The organism is Pseudarthrobacter sp. SORGH_AS 212, from assembly GCF_030818145.1.
Classification (GTDB): domain Bacteria; phylum Actinomycetota; class Actinomycetes; order Actinomycetales; family Micrococcaceae; genus Arthrobacter.
On record NZ_JAUTAA010000001.1, the window covers coordinates 1023505 to 1045266 of the forward strand.

Genomic DNA, 21762 nt, shown 5'->3' on the forward strand with positions numbered 1-21762 from the left:
CCGAAGGGAGTTGGTGGAGCGTCAGGCGGGCGCGGAGGCAACTGCCGGACTGCTGATCCTGGCGTCCCCGGCGTAGACATTAAGGCTGGTCCCCCGGCTGAAACCGGCAAGCGTCAGGCCGCTGGCCTCCGCGAGCTCCACGGCCAGGCTAGACGGAGCGCTGACGGCAGCCAACACCGGGATCCCCGCCTGGGCCGCCTTCTGAACCAGCTCGAATGATGCCCGGCCGGACACCTGGAGGACGGTGCCGCGCAGTGGCAGGAGTCCTTCGCGCAGGGCCCAGCCCACCACCTTGTCCACCGCGTTGTGCCGTCCCACGTCCTCGCGAAGGCACAGCAACTGCACGCCGCCGTCGTCCTCAATCCGGAACAGCCCGGCAGCGTGCACCCCGCCGGTATCGTCGAAGAGGCGCTGCGACTTCCGGAGCAGGGCGGGGAGGGCTGCCAGCACGTGCGCGTCGATTGTGAGGGGGTCCGCCGCGGGGCTGTGGTGCGAGGACTTCCGGACAGCTTCGATGGAGTCCGTCCCGCAGATGCCGCAGGAGCTGGACGTGTAGACGTTCCGTCCCGTCTCCGGCAGGGGGACGTCCGGGCGCAGCTGGGCCTCCACCACGTTGAACGTCTGGACACCGTTTTCGTCCTCGCCGGCGCAGAAGCGAAGGGATACCAGCTGGTCCGGGGTCCAGATCACACCCTCGGATACCAGGAAGCCGGCTACCAGGTCGAAGTCGTCGCCAGGGGTCCGCATGGTGACTGAATAGGAGAGGCTACCCAGCCGGATTTCCAGCGGTTCCTCCACTGCCAGGACATCCTCGCGGTAGCGGACCGGAAACTCCAGCGCCTTCGGCGAGCCGTCCAGGACATACTTATGCACCTTGCGGCGCTGCGTCACGCGTCCCATGGACCGTCCTGCCTGTTCATGTCTCCATCATCGCACTGCAGTGTGCCTGCCCGGCCAGCCCCCGGCTCAGCCGAGAAGGGCACTCCAGTCCACTGGCCCGGCGGGGCCGGCCTTCGCCGCCGTCCGGGATGTCCTGCTGCTGCGCGGTTTGGCCTTGGCAGGATCCGCCGGGGCTGGAATGGGCGGGCCCCACGGCAGCGCGAACGCCGGTACCGGCTCTCCCAACTGCACGCCGTGCGGCGGAACCACCATGACGCCGTCGGCCGCGGCAAGCCCGCGCATCATGCCCGGGCCGGTGTGCTGGGCCGGCGACGCCATCCCGTACAGAAGCCGGAACGGCATGAGGCGCGTGCGTCCCGGATCCGGGTCTATGAGGGTACCGGAGGCCACCTCCTGCACCTCCGGCAAGCTTCCGTGCCCCAGGGCGGCCAACAGGGGCGCGCCCACGGTAAAGAGCGCCATCATGGCGGCGAGCGGATTGCCGGGCAGGCCCAGGACGAACCGGCCGTCGGGGAGTTCGGCCAGCACCACCGGGTGCCCGGGCCGCATGGCCACCCCGTCAACCACCAGGCGGCCGCCCAGTTCGGCAACGGCGCGGCGGAGATGATCCGTGCCGGAGCGGCCCGTTCCCCCGGTGGTAATGACGACGTCGGCGGGGAGCCCGGGTGCGCCAGGGCCGTCCGGGACCACGTCCTCAAGGGCCGCAAGCCATTCCCCGTAGGAGTCGCCGATGCGCTGCTGCCCGCCCGGTATACCGCCGAGCATGCCGACGACGGCCGGCAACTGATGACCGAATGTGTCCCGGACCTTCCCCGGGGCAGGCAGGCCTTGCACCACCACCTCGGACCCGGTCAGCAGCAGGCGTACGAGGGGTTTGCCCTGGACCTGAAGCTCGTCGTATCCGGCAAGTGCGGCGAGTGCCAGGTGCGCCGGATTCAGGGTCACCCCCGCCGGGACAAGGGTGTCCCCTTCATGTGCTTCCTCGCCGGCTTTTCGCACGTGCTGGCCGTTTCGCGGTTCACCGGGACGGGCGGTTCCACCCGCTTCAAGGACGGGAAGCCCGTCCTCGTCCTCGGCGAGGACGGCACTTTCGCTGCGAAGGATCCCCTTGCCACCTGGCGGGATGAGTCCGCCGGTAACGATCGGGCTGGCCTGGTGCGGCGCCAGCCGGGCTCCGGCTTCCACGGGGATCCATGGCCCGGAACCGTTGACTGCCCAGCCGTCCATGGCCGAGGAAGCGTAGTGCGGCATGTCCTGGAGCGCAATGATGTCCTGCTCCAACCTGCGGGCCTGGGCCTGGTCCAGCGGCACCGGGCCGGGCGGGATGGGCGTTGCGGCGTCAAAGGCGGCCTGGCGTGCTTCCGCCCATGTGTGAGCCAGGTGATGGTGGCCGTGGCCCTGGTCCTGGCCGGTTCCGGCCTGGCCTTCGTCGTTCTGCTCCTGCGGTTGTTCCTGCAGTTGTTCCCGCGGGTTTCCGTGGCTGTGGTCGTGCCCTGCGGGGGATGCTGCTTCCTGCCCGGGTGCTTCTGTCATTCGCCGGGAGCCCCGGCGGCTTCAGCGTCATAGTCGGCAGCCAGCGTGCGGGCGACGGCGAGAGCCTTTTCCATGGCCGCGGCATCCGTCGAGCTGCCGGAGTGCGAGGCCAGGCCCGCGGCGAATCCGGCGATGAAGGTGGTCAGCGGGGCGGCGGGACGGACCACTGAATGCGCCGCCACACCGGCAAGGGAAAGGATGGCATTGATGTCCACCTGGACATCTTCAAGCTCGTAGGCCTGGAGCAGCGACCTGCACCACTCCTCCAGTGTTTCGTCCTGGCTCTTCACCACGTGCCTCCAAAGTTAACTGCGGCCGCGCCCGGCCCCGTCCACGTCCTCCACGTCCGGGCTGCCGGCGGCAATCCCCAGTGCGGCGGCATCGTCCCACGTGTCCACATCTGCCGTGTAAGCGGCCGGAACGGCGACAAGCTGCACGTCCAGACTAGCAAGGAGTGAGCGGACTGATCCGTCGACCAACCGGCCTGCGGCAGCCATCCCACGGGCGGACTTTTTTAGCATGTCCGTGCTATAAATTCCGGCCAGCGGCTGCATCCGCCCCGCACCGTTTTCGTCCGCGGCAAAGGCCACATAAGACCCCGCGCCAAGCCCCGTGGACAACTCATGCAGGAGGGTCCGCACAGCCCCGGAAACCAGGGGCATGTCACAGGCCAGGACGAGGGTGTGCGGAGCGCCGGCCCCCGCCCGGTCCAGGACATCCAGGCCCGTGGCGATGGCCGCTGCGGGGCCGGCGAACTCCGGCTCTTCACGGCACGTGAGCACTCCGGGAGGCAAAGGTCCGGGATCCGGGCCGACAATCACGGTGGCCCGGGCTCCCTCAGCCGCAGCCAGGGCCCGGCCAAGGAGGGTGGTGCCGCGAAACAGCAGCCCCTGTTTCGGGACGCCGCCCAGCCGCGAGGATCGGCCTCCCGCCAGGATGAGGGCATCAAAGGCCGGCACGTCGTCTTGCATGGTCCAAGCGTAGCCAGTGCCGGACGCCCTTCGGACAGTCCAGGCACTCGGCAGGTCAGGCGGTCAGGCGGTCAAGCCAGGCGGCCGGCGCAGGCAACACGTCAGGACCGGCCAGACAAACAGCGCACCTTACGCGGCCCGCTCCGGCAGGAGGAACGGGTCCCACGCCGGCGTGGGCTTTTCCAGTTCCTTGATCTGCCAGATGGTGCCGTGCGGCGGTGCCGGCTCGAATCGCAGCTTCCAGCCCATTTCAGCGGGCGTGTGGTCGCCCTTAACGTTGTTGCAGCGCAGGCAGGCTGCCACCAGGTTCTCCCAGGAGTCCGCCCCTCCCCGTGACTTGGGGTGCACATGGTCGATCGTGTGCGCCGCTTTTCCGCAGTAAGCGCACTTGTGCCCATCGCGTCTCAGGACGCCGCGCCGGCTGACGGCTGTGGCATGGTTGTATCTGGGCCGGATGTAGCGGTTGAGGAGAATCACGGAGGGGCGGCCCAGGATTTCCTGCGGACCCACCACGGGATCCTCGCCCTCGGCAACCACGCTTGCCTTGCCCGTGAGCACAAGCACCAGCGCCCGGCGGAAAGTAATAACCGCCAGCGGTTCATATCCAGCATTCAGAACGAGAGTGCGCATGCACGTACCTCTTCACGGCCGCACCCGTCAGGGGCTCGAGGGCCGGCTGCCCTCGGCATGTCCGGGCTATGGATCGACACCACAAGAGTAAACAAAGAAATGCAGGATCAGCTAATCACGGCACACCCTACCGTCAGGAACGGCCGCCGCGGCGCACCGCCCGTGAACGGCAAAGGACCCCGGCCGCGTGGGCAGGGGTCCTTTCACTCCGAGGGGCGGCCGTACCGGCCAGCCCTCGCGGGGGGATCAGTTGACGCGGATGAAGACCGGTCCGGAACCGACGTTGGCGCTGAAGACCACGGTCTGGTTGCCGTTGTAGCCGCCGTGCACAGCCTGGCCGTTGCCTGCGTAGACAGCGATATGGGCCATGCCGGCGCCGCCGTCGGCGTAGTAGATCAGGTCGCCGGGCTGGGCCTCGGCAGCGCTGACGGTGCGGCCAAGGGAAAGGTAACCGGCGGGCCAGTCGTGGAAGTTGATGCCCACGGCAGCCAGTGAGTTGGTGACGAGCATCGTGCAGTCCTGGTTGACGCCGAGCTGGGCGTAGGCTGCGGAAAGGATTGCTGCGCCCTTGCCGCTGGCAGACGCCTGGGGTGCAGACGCTGGCTGCGCCGTGACTGTAGCGGTGACCTTCGGCGCTGCAGCCGTCTGGGCGGTGGCGGCCTCGGCAGCCGGAGCCGGAGCGGCTTCCTGGACCTCGACCTCGGGCTCTGCCTCAACCACCGGAGCCGGGCTGGTGCTGACGGCCGGCTTCTCGAAGGAGATGTTGATGGTGGACGCCGCGGAGATCGGGGCTTCAACGGCTGATCCAACTTCAAAGGCGGATGCAGGAGCGGAGTCGCGCTGGATGTTGGTGTCAGCTGCGTTTGCGGCGATGCCGCTGGTCAGGACCAAGCCCGAGGCTGCGGCGATAACCGCTGCCTGGCGCCCAACGCCGCCGGCGTTGCCGCCGACAGCCTTGGCGATGATGGCGATTGAGTTGGTCTTGGTGACTTCGGCGCGATGCCGTGCGGTAGCACGAGTCGTCATCAGTTCTCTCTTTCGTTGTCCCCGGGCCTGTAGGCAACACGGGGGTTATGGACGCGCCGGCATCTTGGGGGTACGCCGGCACGTCCCGAACGGGGATGTGTGATTTAGCGAAAAGCGGGGGCAAAGAAAAAGTTCCTGGGGCCTGTGGCCCCGGGAACTAGTTCATGGTGTAGAACGAGGAGGTTCCGGTAGCGGCAACCGCGTGCAGGAGGGTGCCCTGGGACGGGTTGAGCGCGCTGACCATCATGCCGTTGCCGACGTAGATGCCAACGTGTGCGCCGCCGTTCTGCATGACGAGGTCGCCAGGCTGGGGAGTGGAGGTGGGCTTCATGGCGTTCCAGGCGTTGACGCGCGGGATGCTGATGCCGGCCTGGGCGTAGACCCACTGGGTGAATCCGGAGCAGTCCCAGCCGTTGGGGGTGGTGCCGCCCCACACGTACGGGTGGCCAATGCCGGTGTACGCGATAGCTGCGATGCCCGAAGTGGCAGCGGAGGAAACAGTCTCCGCGAGCTTCTCGGAAGCAGCTTCGGTTGAGTCAGCGGCTGCGGTGACGGCATTGCCGGCATCCCGTGCTGCTGAAGCTGTGGACTGGGTGCGTACCGGCTCCGGCTTCGGAGCGGCGGTGGTCTTGATGACCGGGCGCTCGAAGGAAACAGTGGCGGTAGGTGCCGCGGTGACGGCAAGGGCGGTCTGGGCCGAACCCGACTCGGTGGATGCCGAGACGCCCGCGGTGGTATCCGCGACGGCCGGCAGGCCCATACCCAGGACGAGGCCGGAAGCGGCTGCAACTACAGCAGCCTGGCGACCCACAGTCCCGGCATTGGCACTAACAGCCTTGGACACGGCGCCCAAAGGGTTGGTACGAACCGTTTGCGCACGGTGGCGCGCAGCATTATGGCGTGAAGACACGAAGGTAGCCTCTCCCAATGCCTGCGAGGTGAGCTGTCGGATTCGGATGGGAGTCACCCGGCCACACCGCTTCCAAGGAAGCTTTCGTGACTTAACCCCAAGGCCTTCGAAACAAGAAGGCCAAAATTGGTTCCCCCGCCCCTGCCAGACGATGAAATGCGAACGGACCTTGAGCGGTGGCAGAGTTAGGCAATCCACTCAAGAGCGTCAACTTCGGAAAAGTTGACGCGAGTTAGACGGTACAGCAGTTTTGTTTGAATGTCACATTCAGGTCACGGCGGGTTACAGCCATTCGAGAGTCCGCCATCATTTGGCTAGAGCCAGCCGGTGGGGTCAACGACCTCGCCGTTGACCTGGACTTCAAAATGGAGATGGCAGCCAGTGGAGGCGCCTGTGGTCCCGCTGAGGGCAATGACGTCACCACGGGAGACGGTTTGGCCCTCGGTGACGTTGAACGACGACAGGTGGTTGTAGGTGGTCTCCAGGCCGTTGCCGTGGTCCACCACCACCCTGTTGCCGCCGCCGTACTGGTGCCAGCCCACAAAGGTCACGGTTCCGGTGGCGGCAGCCATCACAGAGGTTCCGCACTGGGCAACATAGTCCTGCCCGCGGTGGAAATCGCCGGTGCCGCCGGTGATGGGGCTGACGCGGTAGCCGAACGGCGATGCCGTGGCCATGGTGGCCAGCGGAGCCCCGAGGCTACCGGCGGATGCAGCCCGGGAGACCGATCCTGCGGACTGGGCGCTGAGCAGCTGCTTGAGCTTGCCGTCAGGGTCCGCCTGGGTCACGACGGCGGAGCGGCTGAAGTCGATCTGGGCGCCAGCTTCCGCGGAAATCGCGGGCTGCGGCGTCACCGACGAGGCTGCAACAGCACCGGTTCCGCTGGCGTCAGTGGCCATGACGGGACTGGTGACGGGAACGGTCACGGTGAGCACCAGGCCGGTGGCGGCTAGCGCGATGCCGGCCTTCTGGCCGATGCCGCTGGCCGAGGCGAATTCCGTTATCTGGCGGAATGGACCCCGACGGCGGCGCGCATCACGGTGGAGATCGCGGGGGCGCGAGGTCTCGGCAGCCTGGACGGTTTCGACAGCACGCGGCGTAGCAGCGGGGCCCGCCGCGCGTCGGCGGCCCCGGGGGGTCTGCATGGTCAAGAAGGGTTCCTCTCTGGATAGCCTGCGAAGTTAGCTGTCGGATTCGGGTCAGAGAGTTCACAGACCCGGTCCGCCGTAAGCAAGCTGCGGCACAGAGAAATCCCCGGAAGGTTCCTTCACTGGAAGAGGCTTGCTGCTGACGGACTTCACCCCAAGGCAGTCCCCCGCTGCCAGTTGTGGTTCCCCCGCCTCTGCCAGTTATGACTTGGTGCTCCTGATCCGCTGGCAGAGCTCGGCTCCAGATCAGGTAACGCTTAAGTATCAACGCTTTGGTTTAACTATAGGGGCTTAAGTCCCTTAGTAACAATTCCGTTATTTTTGCGTGATTCAGCTCCCACGGGGTAGAAGCAGGGCTTTTACGGTGTCAGTTGACGGCTACGAATACGTGGGCAGCCACTTCAGGAGGCAGTTCAAGGGCGCCTTCAATGCCCGGAACACGGACCGAAATATAGTCCCCTACACGCTCCAGCGATACTGCCGCTCCGGGGCGGATGCCGCCTTCGTCGAGCTGCGACAGGAGTTCGGGTTCCACCTGGATGGGTTCGGCCAGCCGGCTGATGGTCACGGCAGAGGCGGGGCCGTAGGTCTTCATGGCCTCGAGGAGGCTGATCGCGCCGTCTGCCAACGACGGCTCCGGGTGTCCGCCCAGTGCCGCCAGTCCGGGAATTGGGTTTCCGTAGGGCGATTCGGTGGGGTGGTTGAGCATTTCGTAGATCCGGCGCTCAACGCGCTCGCTCATCACGTGCTCCCAGCGGCACGCTTCGTCGTGGACGTAGGCCCAGTCCAGGCCGATGACGTCGGCCAGGAGCCGTTCGGCAAGACGGTGCTTGCGCATGACCTCTGTGGCACGTTTACGGCCGGCCTCGGTGAGCTCCAGGTGGCGGTCGCCGGACACCACCACCAGGCCGTCACGCTCCATCCGGCCGATGGTCTGGGACACCGTGGGGCCAGAGTGGCGCAACCGCTCGGCAATACGGGCCCTCAGGGCAACGATGTTTTCTTCCTCCAGCTCCAGGATGGTCCGAAGGTACATCTCCGTAGTGTCGATCAGATCCGTCATCCAGCTCAGCTCCTCGAGCGCAATACCCTGCGTTGTTCCGCGTTGTCCTAGCGCGTTGTCCTACACAGTCCGCCGCCATGCGGCGCGACATAGTCCGGAGGCAAGCTTAGCCTATTTTGACTTAGTCCGAATAGTTACCGGCCCCACGTACCAGTGTCTCAATGTTTGGACTTTAGCGGCTCCGACTCCCGCGCCTACGGCGGTTCAGGCAGAATGGGTAAGGCCTGTATGGCAGTCACTGCCGACTGTCGGGCGGCGTTGTCCGCCCGACCGGCCAAAGCCACCTCCCCGCCGACATTGGAGCACCCGTGAGCGAAACCAGCATCACTATTCCTGCCGACCTCCTGCCCCGGGACGGACGGTTCGGAGCCGGGCCATCCAAGGTCAGGCAGGAACAGATCGATGCGCTCTCCGCGGCGTCGAAGACCATCCTGGGCACGTCCCACCGGCAGGCCCCCGTCAAGAACCTCGTGGGCTCGGTCCGCGAAGGCCTCAGCCGGTTCTTCCGGGCGCCCGAGGGCTACGAGGTTGTCCTCGGCGTCGGCGGTTCCACCGCTTTCTGGGATGTTGCCTCCTTCGGCCTCGTGGAGAAGAAGGCCCAGCACCTGTCCTTTGGTGAGTTCGGGTCGAAGTTCGCCGCCGCCACCAACAAGGCACCTTTCCTGGATGCGTCCTCCATCATCACGTCCGAACCGGGTACCCGCCCGGCTGCCCGGGCCGAGGCCGGCGTCGACGTATACGCCTGGCCGCAGAACGAAACCTCCACCGGCGTCTCCGCTCCGGTAAAGCGCGTAGCAAATGCCGATGAGGGCGCACTGGTCCTGGTCGATGCAACCTCGGCCGCCGGCGGCCTGGACGTCGATGTTGCCGAGAGCGATGTCTACTACTTCGCCCCGCAGAAGAACTTTGCCTCCGACGGCGGCCTGTGGCTTGGCCTGTTCTCCCCCGCCGCACTGGAACGCGCCGCACGGATCAAAGCCAGCGGCCGCTGGATCCCGGATTTCCTGGACCTCCAGACCGCCATCGACAACTCGAAGCTGAACCAGACCTACAACACCCCGTCGCTGTCCACCCTGGTAACGCTGGACGCCCAGGTGCAGTGGCTGAACTCCAACGGCGGCCTGGACTTCGCAGCGGGACGCACCTCCGACTCCGCCGGCCGCATCTACACGTGGGCCGAAGCATCTGAATACGCGACGCCGTTCGTCATCAACCCGGATGAGCGCTCGAACGTCATTGCCACCATCGACTTCGACGACTCCGTGGACGCCGCCGCGGTGGCCAAGGTCCTGCGCGCCAACGGCATTGTGGACACGGAGCCTTACCGCAAGCTGGGCCGCAACCAGCTCCGTATCGCCACCTTCGTTGCCATCGACCCCGAGGACGTTTCGGCCCTGCTGGCCAGCATCGACTTTGTGGTGGGCGAGCTGCGCAAGTAGCTTTCCGCCGTCGGCAAGGCCCCGGCGAATGAACATACGACGGCGCCGCCCGGGTTTACCCCGGACGGCGCCGTTTGCTGTTGGTTGGGTCGACGGACCCGCCACAAGGGGGCTGGCTAGCCCTCTGGGTCGTCTGCCTGGCCATCGTCCGAGGACCCGGCCTGCAGCGCAGGCTCTGCCTCTTCCGGATCCTGTTCCGCTTCGGGTTCCCCGGAACCCGCATCAGCGGGTTCCCCTGCAGCCTGGGCGTCAGGGACCGCGCGCTCCTGCTCGTGCTCCTCTTCCCGGGCGTCCTCGGGCCGCACCCGCTCAGCCCACGGCACCCATTCCGGGGCCAGGATCGAATCCTCCGAGGGCAACAGGCCCAGTTCGTTGACCGTCACCAGCTTGGAGCGGGAGTTGCGGGTGATAACGGCGTACCACTGCCAGCCCGAGTAGCCAGGCAACCTGGATTCGAAGAGGTGCGTCACCAGGCGGTCGCCTTCGCTCTTGGCAGCCAGGTGTGGACCGATGTCCGACGCTGAGGTGATTCCCTCCAGGGCAGTCCTGGCAACGTCGACGGCGGCGGCCAGGAATGCATCCGGCTTCCCTGTCCGCCACACCGGCACGCCCGCCTTGCGTTGGGGAGCCGCCTTCACGGCCGTGGCGGAGCCGGAGACGGCTGTGCGCTCCGAGGCAGCTGCCTGGGGCACACCGGCTGTCTCCTGTTCCGAGGCCTGCATTCCTGCGTCGGGCTGTTCAGCTTCCGGATTCATTGCTGCCTAAACGTCCAGCTCGTCGGCAACCTTACGCAGGGCGGCGGCAATGGCCTTGCCCTTGTTGCCGTCCGGGTACTTGCCGTTGGACAGGGTGCCCGAGAGATTGTCGAGGACAGTCACCAGGTCCTGGACCAGGGGCGCAAGGTCGCGGGCGCTGGGCCGCTTCGCCTTGGCGATGGATGGAGTCTTGTCGAGGACGCGCAGGCCCAAAGCCTGGGCACCCTTGCGGCCGTCGGCCACCCCGAACTCCACGCGGGTGCCGGCCTTGAGTTCCGTCACGCCCTCGGGCAGCGACGATTTGGGCAGGAAGACCTCCTGGCCGTCCTCACCCGCGAGGAACCCGAAGCCTTTGTCCTTGTCATACCACTTGACCTTGCCGGTAGGCATTGAATCAACCTTCTTCGTTCTGCTGTTGTGATGCACGGCCGGCCGCCACCGCATCCGCGCCGGTTGTGCGGGTTTAAGGTATGGCAGCTGCGTACCGTGTTGGTCTGTATCCTTCAAGGTTATCCTGCCCCGCGCCCGAATCCCGCTTCATGCCGCCCCCGACGCCGGGTTTACGCGCGCTGCCGGAGGGGCGGTAGCGTTACGTCCATGACACCCTCGCGCTACCGGCGGCCCATCATGATTGCCGCCGCCGTCATTGCCGTGCTCTCGCTCGCCGCCGTGGCGGCGGTCATGGCCCTTGCCTTTGCCGGGTCCGTGGCTCCCGCGTGGGTCACCTACACGGCGCTGTACGGCCTGCCCGCGGCGTTCGTCCTCATGCTCTTCCTGGTTCTCGACAGCGTTGCAGGGCGGCGCCGGGCAGGAAAACCTGACCAGCGGTAACGTTGGACTGATGTCCCTCATTCGCGCGCTCAGCAAGGACCTGGCGGCCCGCAGCGACGACTCGCTGCGGGAACTGTTCGCCGCGCGTCCGGACCTGCTGTCCCCCGCCGTGCCGGACTTCCCTGCCCTGGCGGCGCGGGCCAGCTCGCGGGTCAGCGTGCAGCGTGCCCTGGAGCGTCTCAACAGGCCACAAATGCAGGTCCTTGAAACCCTCCATCTGTGCACCAACACCGATACCGGGCACAGCGCCAGCGCACCCGCGCTGCGCAAAATGGTCGCAGGCTCCTCAGTGCCCATCCTGGAAAGGATCCTGGACCGCCTGCAGGAACTTGCACTGGTGCACCGGGCCGATCCACCACACGGCACCCCCTCCGGCAACCGCCAGCGCTTCTACCTCCCCGTAGGCTGCCTCAAGGACGTAGTAGGCATTTATCCCGCGGGACTGGGCCGCAGCTACACCGAACTTGTCCGGCTCCAGCCTGCGTTCGCCCAACGGGCGGTACAGCTTGTGTCCGAACTGCACCGGAGCGGCGCCGAGATCCAGGATGCCACCACCCCGATGGAGGCGGCACTGGCCCTGCAGCACTGGACGTCCTCGCCGGAAGCCGTGCAGGACATCCTCGCCCACGCCCCGGAGCGGACGACGGCGCTGCTCGCCAGGTTCCGGAACTGGGCCATGGGTGCCGTCCCCCAGGCGCAACGCAAGGCGTCAGTCGCCACCGAGGGCGCCGACGTCGGGCCCATCGACTGGCTGCTGGCCCGGGGGCTGCTGGTTCCGCTCGACGCCGCCCACGTTGAGCTGCCCCACAGCGTAGGGCTGTCCCTGCGGGGCGGCGCCATCATCAACGACTTCACGCTGACGCCGCCGGTGCCGGAGCTCGGCACCACCACCGCGGCCCTCCGCCGGAATGCTGCCCTGAGCGCCATCTCGGACACCCTGCGGCTGGTGGGCGAACTGCTGCACACCGTGCAGCGCCAGCCCTTGGCCACGCTGCGCAGCGGTGGGGTAGGGGTACGGGAAACGCGGCGGCTCGGTGAGCTGCTGCAGATCAGCCAGCCGCAGGTGGGACTGCTGCTGGAGCTCTGCGGCCTTGCTGGACTCATCCGCCTGGACGTTGACTCGTCGTCCTGGGTGCAGCCACCGCAGCTTGAGTGGCTGGCGCTGCCCCGGCAGGAGCAATGGCAGTGGCTGGTCAATGCCTGGCTGTCCAGCGAACGCGTACCGTCGCTGGTGGGCCAGCCGGTCAACGGAACCTCCGGGGTTCCGGCTGCGCACCGGTCGGGTGCCGGCGGGGGCCATTGTCCCGTTGTCTGCGGAAGCGCAGCGGCCCGACGCCCCCGTCATCCGCAAACGCATCCTGGAGATACTGCTGGAGCTGACCACTGAGGCGGCGTCCGGTGACGGCGCCGCGCCGGTACTGGACGCGGCGGCGGTCCTCCAGCGCGCCGAGTGGGCGCAGCCCCGGATGGCGCGGCGCTTCAGCTCCCTGATCCGCGGCGTCCTCGCCGAGGCCGAGCTGCTCGGCCTGGTGGGATCCGGGGCCCTGACCCAGCTGGGAGCCGCCTTCGCCGGTGACAACCCCGAGGAGGCAATGACGCTACTGGGCCAGCACCTGCCGGCCGCCCTGAACCATGTACTGCTCCAGGCCGACCTGACAGCAGTGGCTCCTGGTTACCTGGCACCCGATTTGGCGGAAAAGCTCCTGAACATGGCCGACGCCGAAGGCCAGGGACCAGCCACGATCTACCGGTTCTCCGAGGCCTCCGTCCGGCGCGCACTGGACGCCGGCTATGACGCCGGCCGCCTGCTGCAGTTCCTGCGCGACCACTCCGCCACCGCGGTGCCGCAGCCGCTGGAATACCTCATCCAGGACACCGCCGCCCGTCATGGGCAGCTCCGGGTGGGGACCGCCGCCAGCTTCATCCAGGGCGATGACGAGGAAGCGCTGCAGGAACTCCTGTCCGGGCCACGGGCAGCCGCGCTCGGCCTGGTCCGGCTCGCTCCCACCGTCCTGGCGTCCTCTTTGCCGCCACGCGAAACTGTACAGATCCTGCGCGGCCTCGGACTCTCGCCGTCGGTGGATGGCGTGGAGGACTCCGCAGTCCGGCTCCGGCGCGGACCGGTCCCGCAGGAAAGCCCGCGGCCCGTGTACACGGCGCCCCGCCTTGCACCGGCCGCCGGCGATGTGGACGCCCAGCTTGCCGTACTGCGCCAGGCGGACGGCACTCCTGGCCGCCACGGCGCGGCCGGCCATGAGGCGGAAGCGGCAACCCAGCTGGGGTTGGAGGCGCTGCAGCGCGCCATCCGGCTCAAGCAACGGATCAGCATGAACGTGGTGGACAGCCTGGGGAATGCCACCCTCGAAACCGTTGTTCCGCTTTCAGTAAGCGGCGGACGCGTCCGTGTCTTCGACCCCGCCAAGGACACGGAACGGGTCCTGTCCATCCACCGCATCATCGATATCGAGGCTGCAGAGGAACTGCACCAGTAAAGGACTGTCCTGCGTGAACGACGGACCCCTCATTGTCCAGAGTGACAAAACCATCCTGCTTGAAGTGGACCACGAGCTCGCCACGGAGGCCCGGCATGCCATCGCGCCGTTCGCGGAGTTGGAGCGGGCACCCGAGCACATGCACAGCTACCGGCTCACGCCGCTGGGGCTGTGGAATGCGCGCGCCGCCGGGCTGGACGCCGAACGGGTCCTGGACACGCTGTTGAAGTATTCACGCTTTCCCGTACCGCATTCGCTCCTGATTGATATCGAGGAGACGATGTCGCGGTACGGGCGGCTGCGCCTGGAGAAGGATCCCCAGCACGGGCTGGTGATGCGCACCGACGACTATCCGGTGCTGGAGGAAGTCATCCGGGCCAAGAAGATCCAGCCGCTCCTTGGGCCTCGGATCGACGGCGAGACAGTGGTGGTCCACGCATCGCAGCGCGGCCAGGTGAAGCAGCTCCTGCTCAAGATCGGCTGGCCGGCTGAGGACCTTGCCGGCTACGTTGACGGCACCCCGCACCTCATCGCACTGAACGAGGACGGTTGGCAGCTGCGCCCCTACCAGCGGCTGGCCAGCGAAAACTTCTGGTCCGGCGGCAGCGGCGTGGTGGTGCTCCCCTGCGGAGCCGGTAAAACGCTGGTGGGCGCCGCGGCCATGGCCACCGGATCCACCACCACGCTGATCCTGGTCACCAACACCGTGGCCGCGCGGCAGTGGAAGGACGAGCTGCTGAAGCGCACGTCCCTGACCGAGGAAGAAATAGGCGAGTACTCCGGCGCGCTGAAGGAAGTGCGCCCCGTGACCATTGCCACGTACCAGGTCCTGACCACCAAACGCGGCGGCCTGTATCCCCACCTGGAACTGGTGGATGGCCACGACTGGGGCCTGATCATCTATGACGAGGTACACCTGTTGCCGGCTCCGATCTTCCGGATGACCGCCGACCTGCAGGCGCGGCGCCGCCTGGGCCTGACAGCCACACTGGTCCGTGAGGACGGGCGTGAGGGCGAGGTCTTCAGCCTGATCGGGCCGAAACGGTACGACGCACCATGGAAGGACATCGAGTCCCAGGGCTACATCGCACCGGCAGACTGTGTCGAGGTGCGGGTGGACCTGCCGAAGGACGAGCGGGTTGCCTACGCCATGGCCGACGACGCGGACAAATACCGGCTGTGTTCTACCTCCGAGTCCAAATCCCTGGTGGTGGAACAGCTGGTGGCACGGCACGCCGGCGAGCAGCTGCTGGTGATTGGCCAGTACATCGACCAGCTCGACGACCTCGGCGAGCGCCTGCAGGCACCTGTCATCAAGGGAGATACCTCGGTCAAGGTGCGGCAGCGGCTCTTTGATGCTTTCCGTGCCGGGGAGATCCAGACGCTTGTGGTGTCCAAGGTGGCCAACTTTTCCATCGACCTGCCGGAGGCTTCGGTGGCCATCCAGGTGTCCGGTTCGTTCGGGTCCCGCCAGGAAGAGGCCCAGCGGCTCGGCAGGCTGCTGCGGCCAAAGAAGGATGGGCGGGCGGCCCGCTTCTATTCGCTGGTGGCCCGCGACACGCTGGACCAGGACTTCGCCGCCAAGCGGCAGCGGTTCCTGGCCGAACAGGGGTATGCCTACCGGATCATGGACGCCAAGGATGCCGACTCAGCGGAATAGCAAGCCTCGATTACCTCCTCACCACACGCCTTCGGAGCTGTCCCGTTCGATGGTTCCGGTCCGGGGGTCCAGCTGGGGGCGTTCATAAGCCAGTTCCCCGCCGCTGCGGCCACCATAGGGGCGGCCGTGGTCAGCGAATTCCTCCCGGAAGAATGCAAGGCACCACTGCCCCATCTGGATTCTCGCACCGGTCCGCAAAATGGAGGGTCCTGAAAGGACCACGCTGCCGCTGACCGGCCCGTGCGGCACCAGGACATACTCGTCCTGATCGTCGTGCCTGATTTCCGCGTGCAGTGCCTCCAGGCCCTCGAGCTGGAGGCCGGACCCCGGGCTGCTTCCGATAGTAGTGACATCTTCCGTCAGGGCCACCTCCCTCGGGATTTGGCCGTTCCAGATGGCAGCGTCCTGCACGAATATCAGCCTTGGACGGCCCCCGCCCCTTGCGTAGTGGGTAGTGGTGACGCGGCGGACAATCTTTCGCTGCACGGTGGGAAAAAGCGGCATGGGTGTGAACGGTGGCAGCAGCGGCATGCCTTTGGGCCGGCGCCTGCCTTTGCGGACCAGTGGCAGCAGGGACCCCAGTTTTCCCAGCTTGATGTGGGGCGAGCGGGTTATGAGCCGCTGCGAGGCCCGGCTGTCCACCTTGCCCAGGCTAAGGATGGGGCCGTCCGGGCCGGCGACGGTGACTGTTAACCCCTTGCGGGCCAGGAACTCCGCCAAAGGTTTGATGACTTCCACCGAAGGTAATCTGCCGCCGCTTAACGGGGCCAGCTCCTCGAGGGATACCGTAACCTCTGTGCCGGCGGCTCGGGCTTTACCTGTTGTGACCGCTCCGGACTCGTCCGTGAATGAAATGTCCAGATCCATGTCCAGACGGTTATCCGGCATCTCCGTCAGCCGCGGTCCGCGTCCGGCCCGGCTGTATCCCGGTCGCTGGTGGTGACTCTCAGGGCACCGTTGAGCTTCCACGTGGCACGCGGCGCATCGGGGCCGATGTCCCGGGGAACCTCTACGGTCATGTCGATGAACTCATAATTGATGGCTGCGCCCTTGCCCGTGAGATAGGACCACATCTCCTCGGCAAGGTCAGCCCAGTCCCGGATGGTGCGTTCGTCGGCGGTTGTGTTTTCGGTGGCGCTCAGGTCAGTCATGATGGTCTATCCCCTTCGATGGCCAGGAACTATCGGGTACTACCGGTGGAAGGGGCCACCGGCAGCGCTTGGAACAGCACGCGGTGGTCCGTTGAACAGTTCGTGCCAGGCCCATGCCCGGCAAGCATCACTGTATTCCCGCATCCGTTGCTGGGGAAGATACCGCAAGCCGAACGTTCTTGCCGCATTTTGGGTTCCCGAGTGCGTCAGCGTCCGCCGGGACGCACACTGGACACATGAGGCAACGAATCACTCCGGCAGTGCCGGGACCGGGTCAGGAGTCGGTGTGGGACTATCCACGGCCGCCGCGGGTCGAGACAGGCTCCGGGCGGATCCGGATCTTCCTGGGCGGAGAACTGATCCTTGACACCACAGACTGGCTTAGGGTGCTGGAAACCAGCCATCCGCCCGTCTACTACCTACCTCGCGCCGCATTCCTTCCCGGCGCTTTGGAGTCCGCCCAGGGAACCAGCTGGTGCGAGTTCAAGGGCCAGGCCGAATACTTCACCGTTCGCGGCGGCGGCCGGTCGGCAGAGCGGGCCGCATGGTCCTACCCGCAGCCGCTTCCCGGCTACGCGGAACTGGCGGGCCGGGTGGCCGTCTATGCGGGGCCGATGGACCGGTGCGAGGTGAACGGCGAAGTTGCCCGCCCCCAGGCCGGGGGCTTTTACGGCGGCTGGGTTACCGACCAGGTGGTGGGGCCGTTCAAGGGTGAGCCCGGCACGCTTGGATGGTGAGTCCTGCTGCCCTGGCAGGTGCGCCTACATGCCCAGCGCGTCCAGCCGTCCCAGGATGAACCGGACCATGTCCAGCCGCCCGGCCACCACGTCTTCCAGCCCGGGGCGCGGCGCCGCCAGCTGGTCCAGCGGCAGTGCGGACAGGCCGGTGAATACGGCCATGGCGGCTGCGTGGCCGCCGGCGACGGATGACGCATCGGGTTCGGTCCCGGCCTCGGCCATCCCATTGCAGTAGGCGTCCACGCACAGCGGCGCCAACCGGACAAGGTCGCTGCCTGGCATGTCGCCGTCGTTGACCCGCCCGGCCAGGAGCTGCGCCAGGTCGAAACCGGCCGGGCCCCTCCCAAAGTTTCCCCAGTCAATGAGGATGAACGCTTCGTCCCCACCGTTGGCTGCCCCGGCCAGCAGGTTCTGGGGGCTGGCGTCGCCGTGCATGGGGAACTGGGGCAGGGCCACAACCACGTCCACCAGGTCCCGGGCCCTTCCTGCCAGGCCCCTCAGCCCGCTGATGACCGCGGGGTCCGCTGCGCCGGCCACCACCGGGTGCTGCCACACGTCGTCGCCCATGATCGCCGGGATGAGCAACTTTATTCCGACACCCTCGAGGAAGAACTCCAGGCGCCGCGATGTCGTGGCATCCGGCACTGCCGTGACAAGTGCATCCACGTCCGGGCTGCCCGCGAGGCCGCCCAGGACAAAGGCGGCGTCCGCAAACTGCTCATCGCTCCACCCGTGGGCACCGCCGTCGTCCACGTCCTCCATCCAGATGAGGATCCGTTGCGCATCCAGCTCGGTGATCCGGAAAGCCTCAGGCATCCGGGCGTTGAAGGGCAATGCTGTGCTGACCCCGGCGGCGTACGCCTGCGCTTCAGTGCGCCACGGGTAGCGCTCTGCCAGCTGCTCGCGGAACTCCGGGGGTACAGCCTGGATGCCCGGCCACAACAGTGGCGACTGGGTGAGCTTGGCAATGACGCTGAAGGGCGCAGGTTCCGCTTCGTTGCCTGATCCTGCCTGCTGTGCCATTCCCTGGATCCGCCAAAGCCCGCCAGTGGTCATGTTGGCCCCCGGAGGGATGATGCTCTCCGTTTTGGCCCAGGTGACCACCATGCCGCGCCGGCGCAGGGCAGCGTCCACCACTGCCGGCAGGTCCTGGCGCAGCAGGCTGGGGACGGGCAGCTCCAGCTCGCCAATCACCGGCTAGGAGCCGGCCGGGGGAACCACGACGGCGGGTGAGCCCTCGTTGAGCGGGTTGGCTGTGGCCGAGGGAGCCACCACGCCAAACTCATACCCTTGGGACCGCAGCGCATCGATGGTGGTGGCCAGGTATGTCCACTGTGAAGCCGGGCAGGACAGGACGTCTTCGGCATCATGGAGGAGGATGATCGCCCCTGGCGCCGCCTCATCCATGACGAACTTCTGCACGCCGGCCGCCCCGGGGCACTCAAAGTCGCCGGGCTGGCCAATGTGCCAACGCCACAGAATGCCGCCGCTCATGCCGATGGTCCGCAGGTAGTTCACTGCGTACGGGGTGCCGTTGCCAAACGGGAAGCGCATGAGCCGTGGCGTCTCGCCCGTCACGGCACTGATGGCCGCATTAGTGCTGTCTATCTGCTGCTTTTGGTCTGCCTGGCTGATTTCGAGGAAATTGGCGTGGTTCCATGAGTGGTTGCCGATGACGTGCCCCTCGGCCTTGATCCGGCGCACGAGGTCGGGGTAGAGCTGTGCGTTGGCCCCCTGCAGGAAGAACGTTGCCTTGACGTTCTTTGCCTTCAGGACATCCAGGACGTAAGCCGTGCGCTGTGGCGACGGCCCGTCGTCGAATGTCAGTCCAATCAGCGGTTCGTCGGCTGCGTGAGCGGCCTGCGTGGGGCCGCCCGCCAGTAAGGCGATGACAAGGGCTCCTGCTCCCAAAGCCATGGCCGCAAATTTGCTCTTCATTGTGCCGGCCCTCCCTTGCCCACGACTTCCCGTAAGCTCTAGGTAAGCACCATACGGCGGCGGTTAAGGCGCTGTAAACAGCCCCCCGGTGACACGTGGGGAACGCCCATGAGGACGGGTAGGTGGCCGCAGGGGAGGCTGCAAAAGAGGGGGAATCCGGCCGCCGGGAGGGGGTGTTCCACCCTTGTGGGCCCGTGCGGCAGGTGGGAGCATTTCCCGCCACCTTCGGCACGAGGGGATTCCGCCTGCGGCCGTGCCGCGGATACGCAACGTTCTTCCATGGAACATCCAGACAACTCCCAGAGACTGGGAGCATGATGGGAACATGAACAAGAACGGCCCTGAAGCGAAGCTCCTCGTTGTTGACGATGAACCCAACATCCGCGAGCTGCTGTCCACGTCACTGAGGTTCGCCGGCTTCGAGGTGGTGTCCGCGGCCAACGGCCGTGATGCCCTGGCGGCCGCCGATGCCCACGCGCCTGACTTGGCTGTCCTCGACGTCATGCTTCCGGACATGGACGGGTTTACCGTCACCCGCCGGCTGCGTGCCTCCGGCAAACACTTCCCGGTTCTGTTCCTCACCGCCAAGGACGACACCGAAGACAAAGTCACCGGGCTCACCGTTGGCGGGGACGACTACGTGACCAAGCCGTTCAGCCTCGATGAGGTAGTGGCGCGCATCCGCGCCGTGCTTCGCCGCACGCAGCCGCTCCTCGACGACGACGCCGTCATCCGGGTGGGCGACCTGGAACTCGACGACGACGCCCACGAAGTGCGCCGCGGCGGCACCGTCATTGAGCTCTCCCCCACCGAATTCAAGCTGCTCCGCTACCTGATGCTGAATCCCAACCGCGTGCTGTCCAAGTCGCAAATCCTGGACCACGTCTGGGAGTACGACTTCAACGGCGACGCCTCGATTGTGGAGTCCTACATTTCCTACCTGCGCCGCAAGGTGGACATCGATCCCGAGGCCCCTGCCCTGATCCAGACCAAACGCGGCGTGGGCTACGTGCTCCGGACGGCCGAAAAGCGCTGACCTTGCTGAAACGGTGGAAGTCCTCGTCCCTGAGGACACAGCTGGTGGCCATGATCATGGCCCTGCTCATTATTGCCCTGACGGTGACCGGGGCCGGGACCCTGGCGCTGCTGCACAGCTACCTCCAGGGCCAGGTTGATGACAAGCTCAATGCCGCAGTGGGGCTTGCCGTCAAGCAGCAGTCATTCTCGCAACTTCAGGCCACCAGCCCCGAGGTCCCCACCGATTACTCCCTGCTTCTCTTCCGCCAGGACCAGGAGCCGCTCAGGCTCGGCGGCGACCCGGACAACCATCCGGCCGTCAGTTTCATCAGCCCGGAGCAAGCACGAGCCCGCGACAGCGTGCCCTTCCAGGTTGGTGGCACGGACGGAGAGAACTGGCGGGTTGTGGCCGTGCCCGTCCTGTCCAATAACCAGCCGGCGGTAGTGCTCATCGGCCTCCCGCTCGAGGGCGTGGATGACGTCCTCAAGCACGCCACCCTGGTGGTCACAGGCGTCGGCCTGCTGACGCTCCTGCTCGCCTCACTGATTGCCAGCTGGACTGTTTCGCGATCTTTCCGGCCATTGGCAAGGGTGGAAAAGACCGCCGCCGCCATCGCAGCCGGAGACTTGTCCCGCCGCGTGGACGTCGAAAACCCGGCCACCGAGCTGGGCCGGCTCAGCAGCTCCCTGAACGCGATGCTGGCGCATATCGAGACGGCTTTCGCGGCCCGCACTGCGTCTGAGGCACGGATGAGGCGCTTCGCCGCGGATGCGTCGCACGAGCTGAGGACCCCGCTGGTGACCATCCGCGGCTTCTCCGAGCTGTACCGCCACGGAGCCTTGACCACGGACGAAGACGTTGCCACCGCCATGGGGCGGATCGAAAGCGAAGCCAAGCGCATGGGTTCCATGGTGGAGGACCTGCTCCTCCTTGCCCGCCTGGACGAGCAGCGCCCGCTGCAGCAAAAGCCCGTTGACCTCCAGCTCATTGCACATGATGCCGTGGTGGACACGCAGGCCAGCGACCGCTCCCGGGTGATCACGCTGGCCGGGCTCGACGACGGACCGGCCAAGCCCGCACCGGTACTCGGCGATGAGGCTAAAATCCGGCAGGTGCTGGGAAACCTGGTGGGCAACGCCCTGCGCTACACTCCCGAAGGCAGCCCCATCGAGCTGGCTGTCGGCGTGCGTACGGTGGATGGGCCGCCGCGCTCCGTGGTTGAGGTACGGGACCATGGCCCGGGCATCTCCGAGGAGGACGCGTCGAAGGTCTTTGAACGTTTCTACCGTGCAGATACCTCGCGGACACGCGACACGGGCGGCAGCGGCCTGGGCCTGGCCATTGTTGCGGCAATTGTTGGTTCACACGGCGGTTCGGTCCGCGTACAGGAGACCGACGGCGGGGGCGCCACGATGGTGGTCAGCCTGCCGTACCGGGACGAGGCCGCGGCGGACGGCGAAGCCGAGGTCAGCGACGGCAAGGTTATCCACATATAGCTCTGTGGCCGTGGCCCACTGTCCTGCCCGTCCCTAGGCTCGTTTCAGCGGCCCGGACCAGCCG

Annotated in this window: 21 protein-coding genes, 1 pseudogene and 2 riboswitches; of the genes and pseudogenes, 7 read left to right on the forward strand and 15 right to left on the reverse strand. The window is 66.7% G+C overall.

What is annotated here, in order from left to right:
- Positions 1-21 precede the first annotated feature (21 nt).
- The 9 genes from fdhD to QE394_RS04580 form a co-directional block, all read right to left on the reverse strand.
- Complete coding sequence (gene fdhD, locus QE394_RS04540) at positions 22-900, reverse strand: formate dehydrogenase accessory sulfurtransferase FdhD (RefSeq protein WP_349033848.1); 879 nt, start codon at positions 898-900, stop codon at positions 22-24.
- Positions 901-966: 66 nt separating this feature from the next.
- The gene (locus tag QE394_RS04545; protein ID WP_349033849.1) at positions 967-2433 is read right to left on the reverse strand and encodes a molybdopterin-binding protein; all 1467 of its coding nucleotides are present in this window, start codon (positions 2431-2433) and stop codon (positions 967-969) included.
- The gene (locus QE394_RS04550) at positions 2430-2726 is read right to left on the reverse strand and encodes a DUF6457 domain-containing protein (RefSeq protein ID WP_235501575.1); all 297 of its coding nucleotides are present in this window, start codon (positions 2724-2726) and stop codon (positions 2430-2432) included. Before QE394_RS04550 ends, QE394_RS04545 begins: the two co-directional genes overlap by 4 nt.
- 12 nt (positions 2727-2738) lie before the next feature.
- Complete coding sequence (locus QE394_RS04555; protein WP_349033850.1) at positions 2739-3404, reverse strand: NTP transferase domain-containing protein; 666 nt, start codon at positions 3402-3404, stop codon at positions 2739-2741.
- A 129-nt stretch (positions 3405-3533) separates the two neighbouring features.
- Entirely contained in the window at positions 3534-4034 is a 501-nt protein-coding gene (locus QE394_RS04560; RefSeq protein WP_056083784.1) for an HNH endonuclease, read from the reverse strand.
- 246 nt (positions 4035-4280) lie between these two features.
- Entirely contained in the window at positions 4281-5060 is a 780-nt protein-coding gene (locus tag QE394_RS04565) for an NlpC/P60 family protein (protein WP_261620670.1), read from the reverse strand.
- A 157-nt stretch (positions 5061-5217) separates the two neighbouring features.
- Positions 5218-5904 carry a C40 family peptidase gene (locus tag QE394_RS04570; protein WP_056084183.1) on the reverse strand — a complete coding sequence of 229 codons (687 nt, stop codon included), beginning with the start codon at positions 5902-5904 and terminating at the stop codon, positions 5218-5220.
- 70 nt (positions 5905-5974) lie between these two features.
- A riboswitch (cyclic di-AMP (ydaO/yuaA leader) is annotated at positions 5975-6172 on the reverse strand.
- A gap of 112 nt (positions 6173-6284) precedes the next feature.
- On the reverse strand, positions 6285-7115 hold the full coding sequence (locus QE394_RS04575) for a M23 family metallopeptidase (protein WP_349035373.1): 831 nt from the start codon (positions 7113-7115) through the stop codon (positions 6285-6287).
- A gap of 10 nt (positions 7116-7125) precedes the next feature.
- A riboswitch (cyclic di-AMP (ydaO/yuaA leader) is annotated at positions 7126-7369 on the reverse strand.
- 116 nt (positions 7370-7485) lie between these two features.
- The gene (locus QE394_RS04580; RefSeq protein WP_056083778.1) at positions 7486-8181 is read right to left on the reverse strand and encodes a metal-dependent transcriptional regulator; all 696 of its coding nucleotides are present in this window, start codon (positions 8179-8181) and stop codon (positions 7486-7488) included.
- A gap of 308 nt (positions 8182-8489) precedes the next feature.
- On the opposite strand from QE394_RS04580, the gene serC reads away from it, so the two are divergent.
- Entirely contained in the window at positions 8490-9620 is a 1131-nt protein-coding gene (gene serC / locus QE394_RS04585; RefSeq protein WP_268159126.1) for a phosphoserine transaminase, read from the forward strand.
- 116 nt (positions 9621-9736) lie between these two features.
- Here serC and QE394_RS04590 read toward each other — a convergent pair whose 3' ends face one another.
- Positions 9737-10375, reverse strand: a complete 639-nt coding sequence (locus QE394_RS04590; RefSeq protein WP_349033851.1) for a DUF3027 domain-containing protein — start codon at positions 10373-10375, stop codon at positions 9737-9739.
- Between the two features lie 6 nt (positions 10376-10381).
- Entirely contained in the window at positions 10382-10765 is a 384-nt protein-coding gene (locus QE394_RS04595; RefSeq protein WP_015936126.1) for a cold shock domain-containing protein, read from the reverse strand.
- Between the two features lie 207 nt (positions 10766-10972).
- On the opposite strand from QE394_RS04595, the gene QE394_RS04600 reads away from it, so the two are divergent.
- The 3 genes and pseudogenes from QE394_RS04600 to QE394_RS04610 all read left to right on the forward strand — a co-directional run bounded on the left by QE394_RS04600 (position 10973) and on the right by QE394_RS04610 (position 15358).
- The gene (locus tag QE394_RS04600) at positions 10973-11206 is read left to right on the forward strand and encodes a hypothetical protein (RefSeq protein WP_056083768.1); all 234 of its coding nucleotides are present in this window, start codon (positions 10973-10975) and stop codon (positions 11204-11206) included.
- 10 nt (positions 11207-11216) lie between these two features.
- A pseudogene (locus QE394_RS04605) lies at positions 11217-13698 on the forward strand (helicase-associated domain-containing protein).
- 13 nt (positions 13699-13711) lie between these two features.
- A complete protein-coding gene (locus tag QE394_RS04610) occupies positions 13712-15358 on the forward strand; it encodes a DNA repair helicase XPB (RefSeq protein WP_349033852.1) in 1647 nt (548 codons plus the stop codon).
- Positions 15359-15376: 18 nt separating this feature from the next.
- Here QE394_RS04610 and QE394_RS04615 read toward each other — a convergent pair whose 3' ends face one another.
- Positions 15377-16225 (reverse strand): FHA domain-containing protein, encoded by an 849-nt coding sequence (locus QE394_RS04615; RefSeq protein WP_349033853.1) that lies wholly within the window; start codon positions 16223-16225, stop codon positions 15377-15379.
- 26 nt (positions 16226-16251) lie between these two features.
- Entirely contained in the window at positions 16252-16509 is a 258-nt protein-coding gene (locus tag QE394_RS04620; RefSeq protein WP_056083756.1) for a hypothetical protein, read from the reverse strand.
- 236 nt (positions 16510-16745) lie between these two features.
- On the opposite strand from QE394_RS04620, the gene QE394_RS04625 reads away from it, so the two are divergent.
- Positions 16746-17246, forward strand: coding sequence for a DUF427 domain-containing protein (locus QE394_RS04625; RefSeq protein WP_349033854.1), 501 nt, complete (start codon positions 16746-16748; stop codon positions 17244-17246).
- A gap of 24 nt (positions 17247-17270) precedes the next feature.
- Here the strand turns inward: QE394_RS04625 and QE394_RS04630 are convergent, their stop codons facing one another.
- Entirely contained in the window at positions 17271-18440 is a 1170-nt protein-coding gene (locus QE394_RS04630; RefSeq protein ID WP_349033855.1) for a phosphotransferase, read from the reverse strand.
- A 3-nt stretch (positions 18441-18443) separates the two neighbouring features.
- Positions 18444-19184 (reverse strand): polysaccharide deacetylase family protein, encoded by a 741-nt coding sequence (locus tag QE394_RS04635; protein WP_349033856.1) that lies wholly within the window; start codon positions 19182-19184, stop codon positions 18444-18446.
- A 325-nt stretch (positions 19185-19509) separates the two neighbouring features.
- Between QE394_RS04635 and QE394_RS04640 the strand changes: the two genes are divergently transcribed.
- Entirely contained in the window at positions 19510-20220 is a 711-nt protein-coding gene (locus QE394_RS04640; protein ID WP_056083743.1) for a response regulator transcription factor, read from the forward strand.
- 2 nt (positions 20221-20222) lie between these two features.
- Entirely contained in the window at positions 20223-21698 is a 1476-nt protein-coding gene (locus QE394_RS04645) for a HAMP domain-containing sensor histidine kinase (protein WP_349033857.1), read from the forward strand.
- Positions 21699-21762 lie beyond the last annotated feature (64 nt).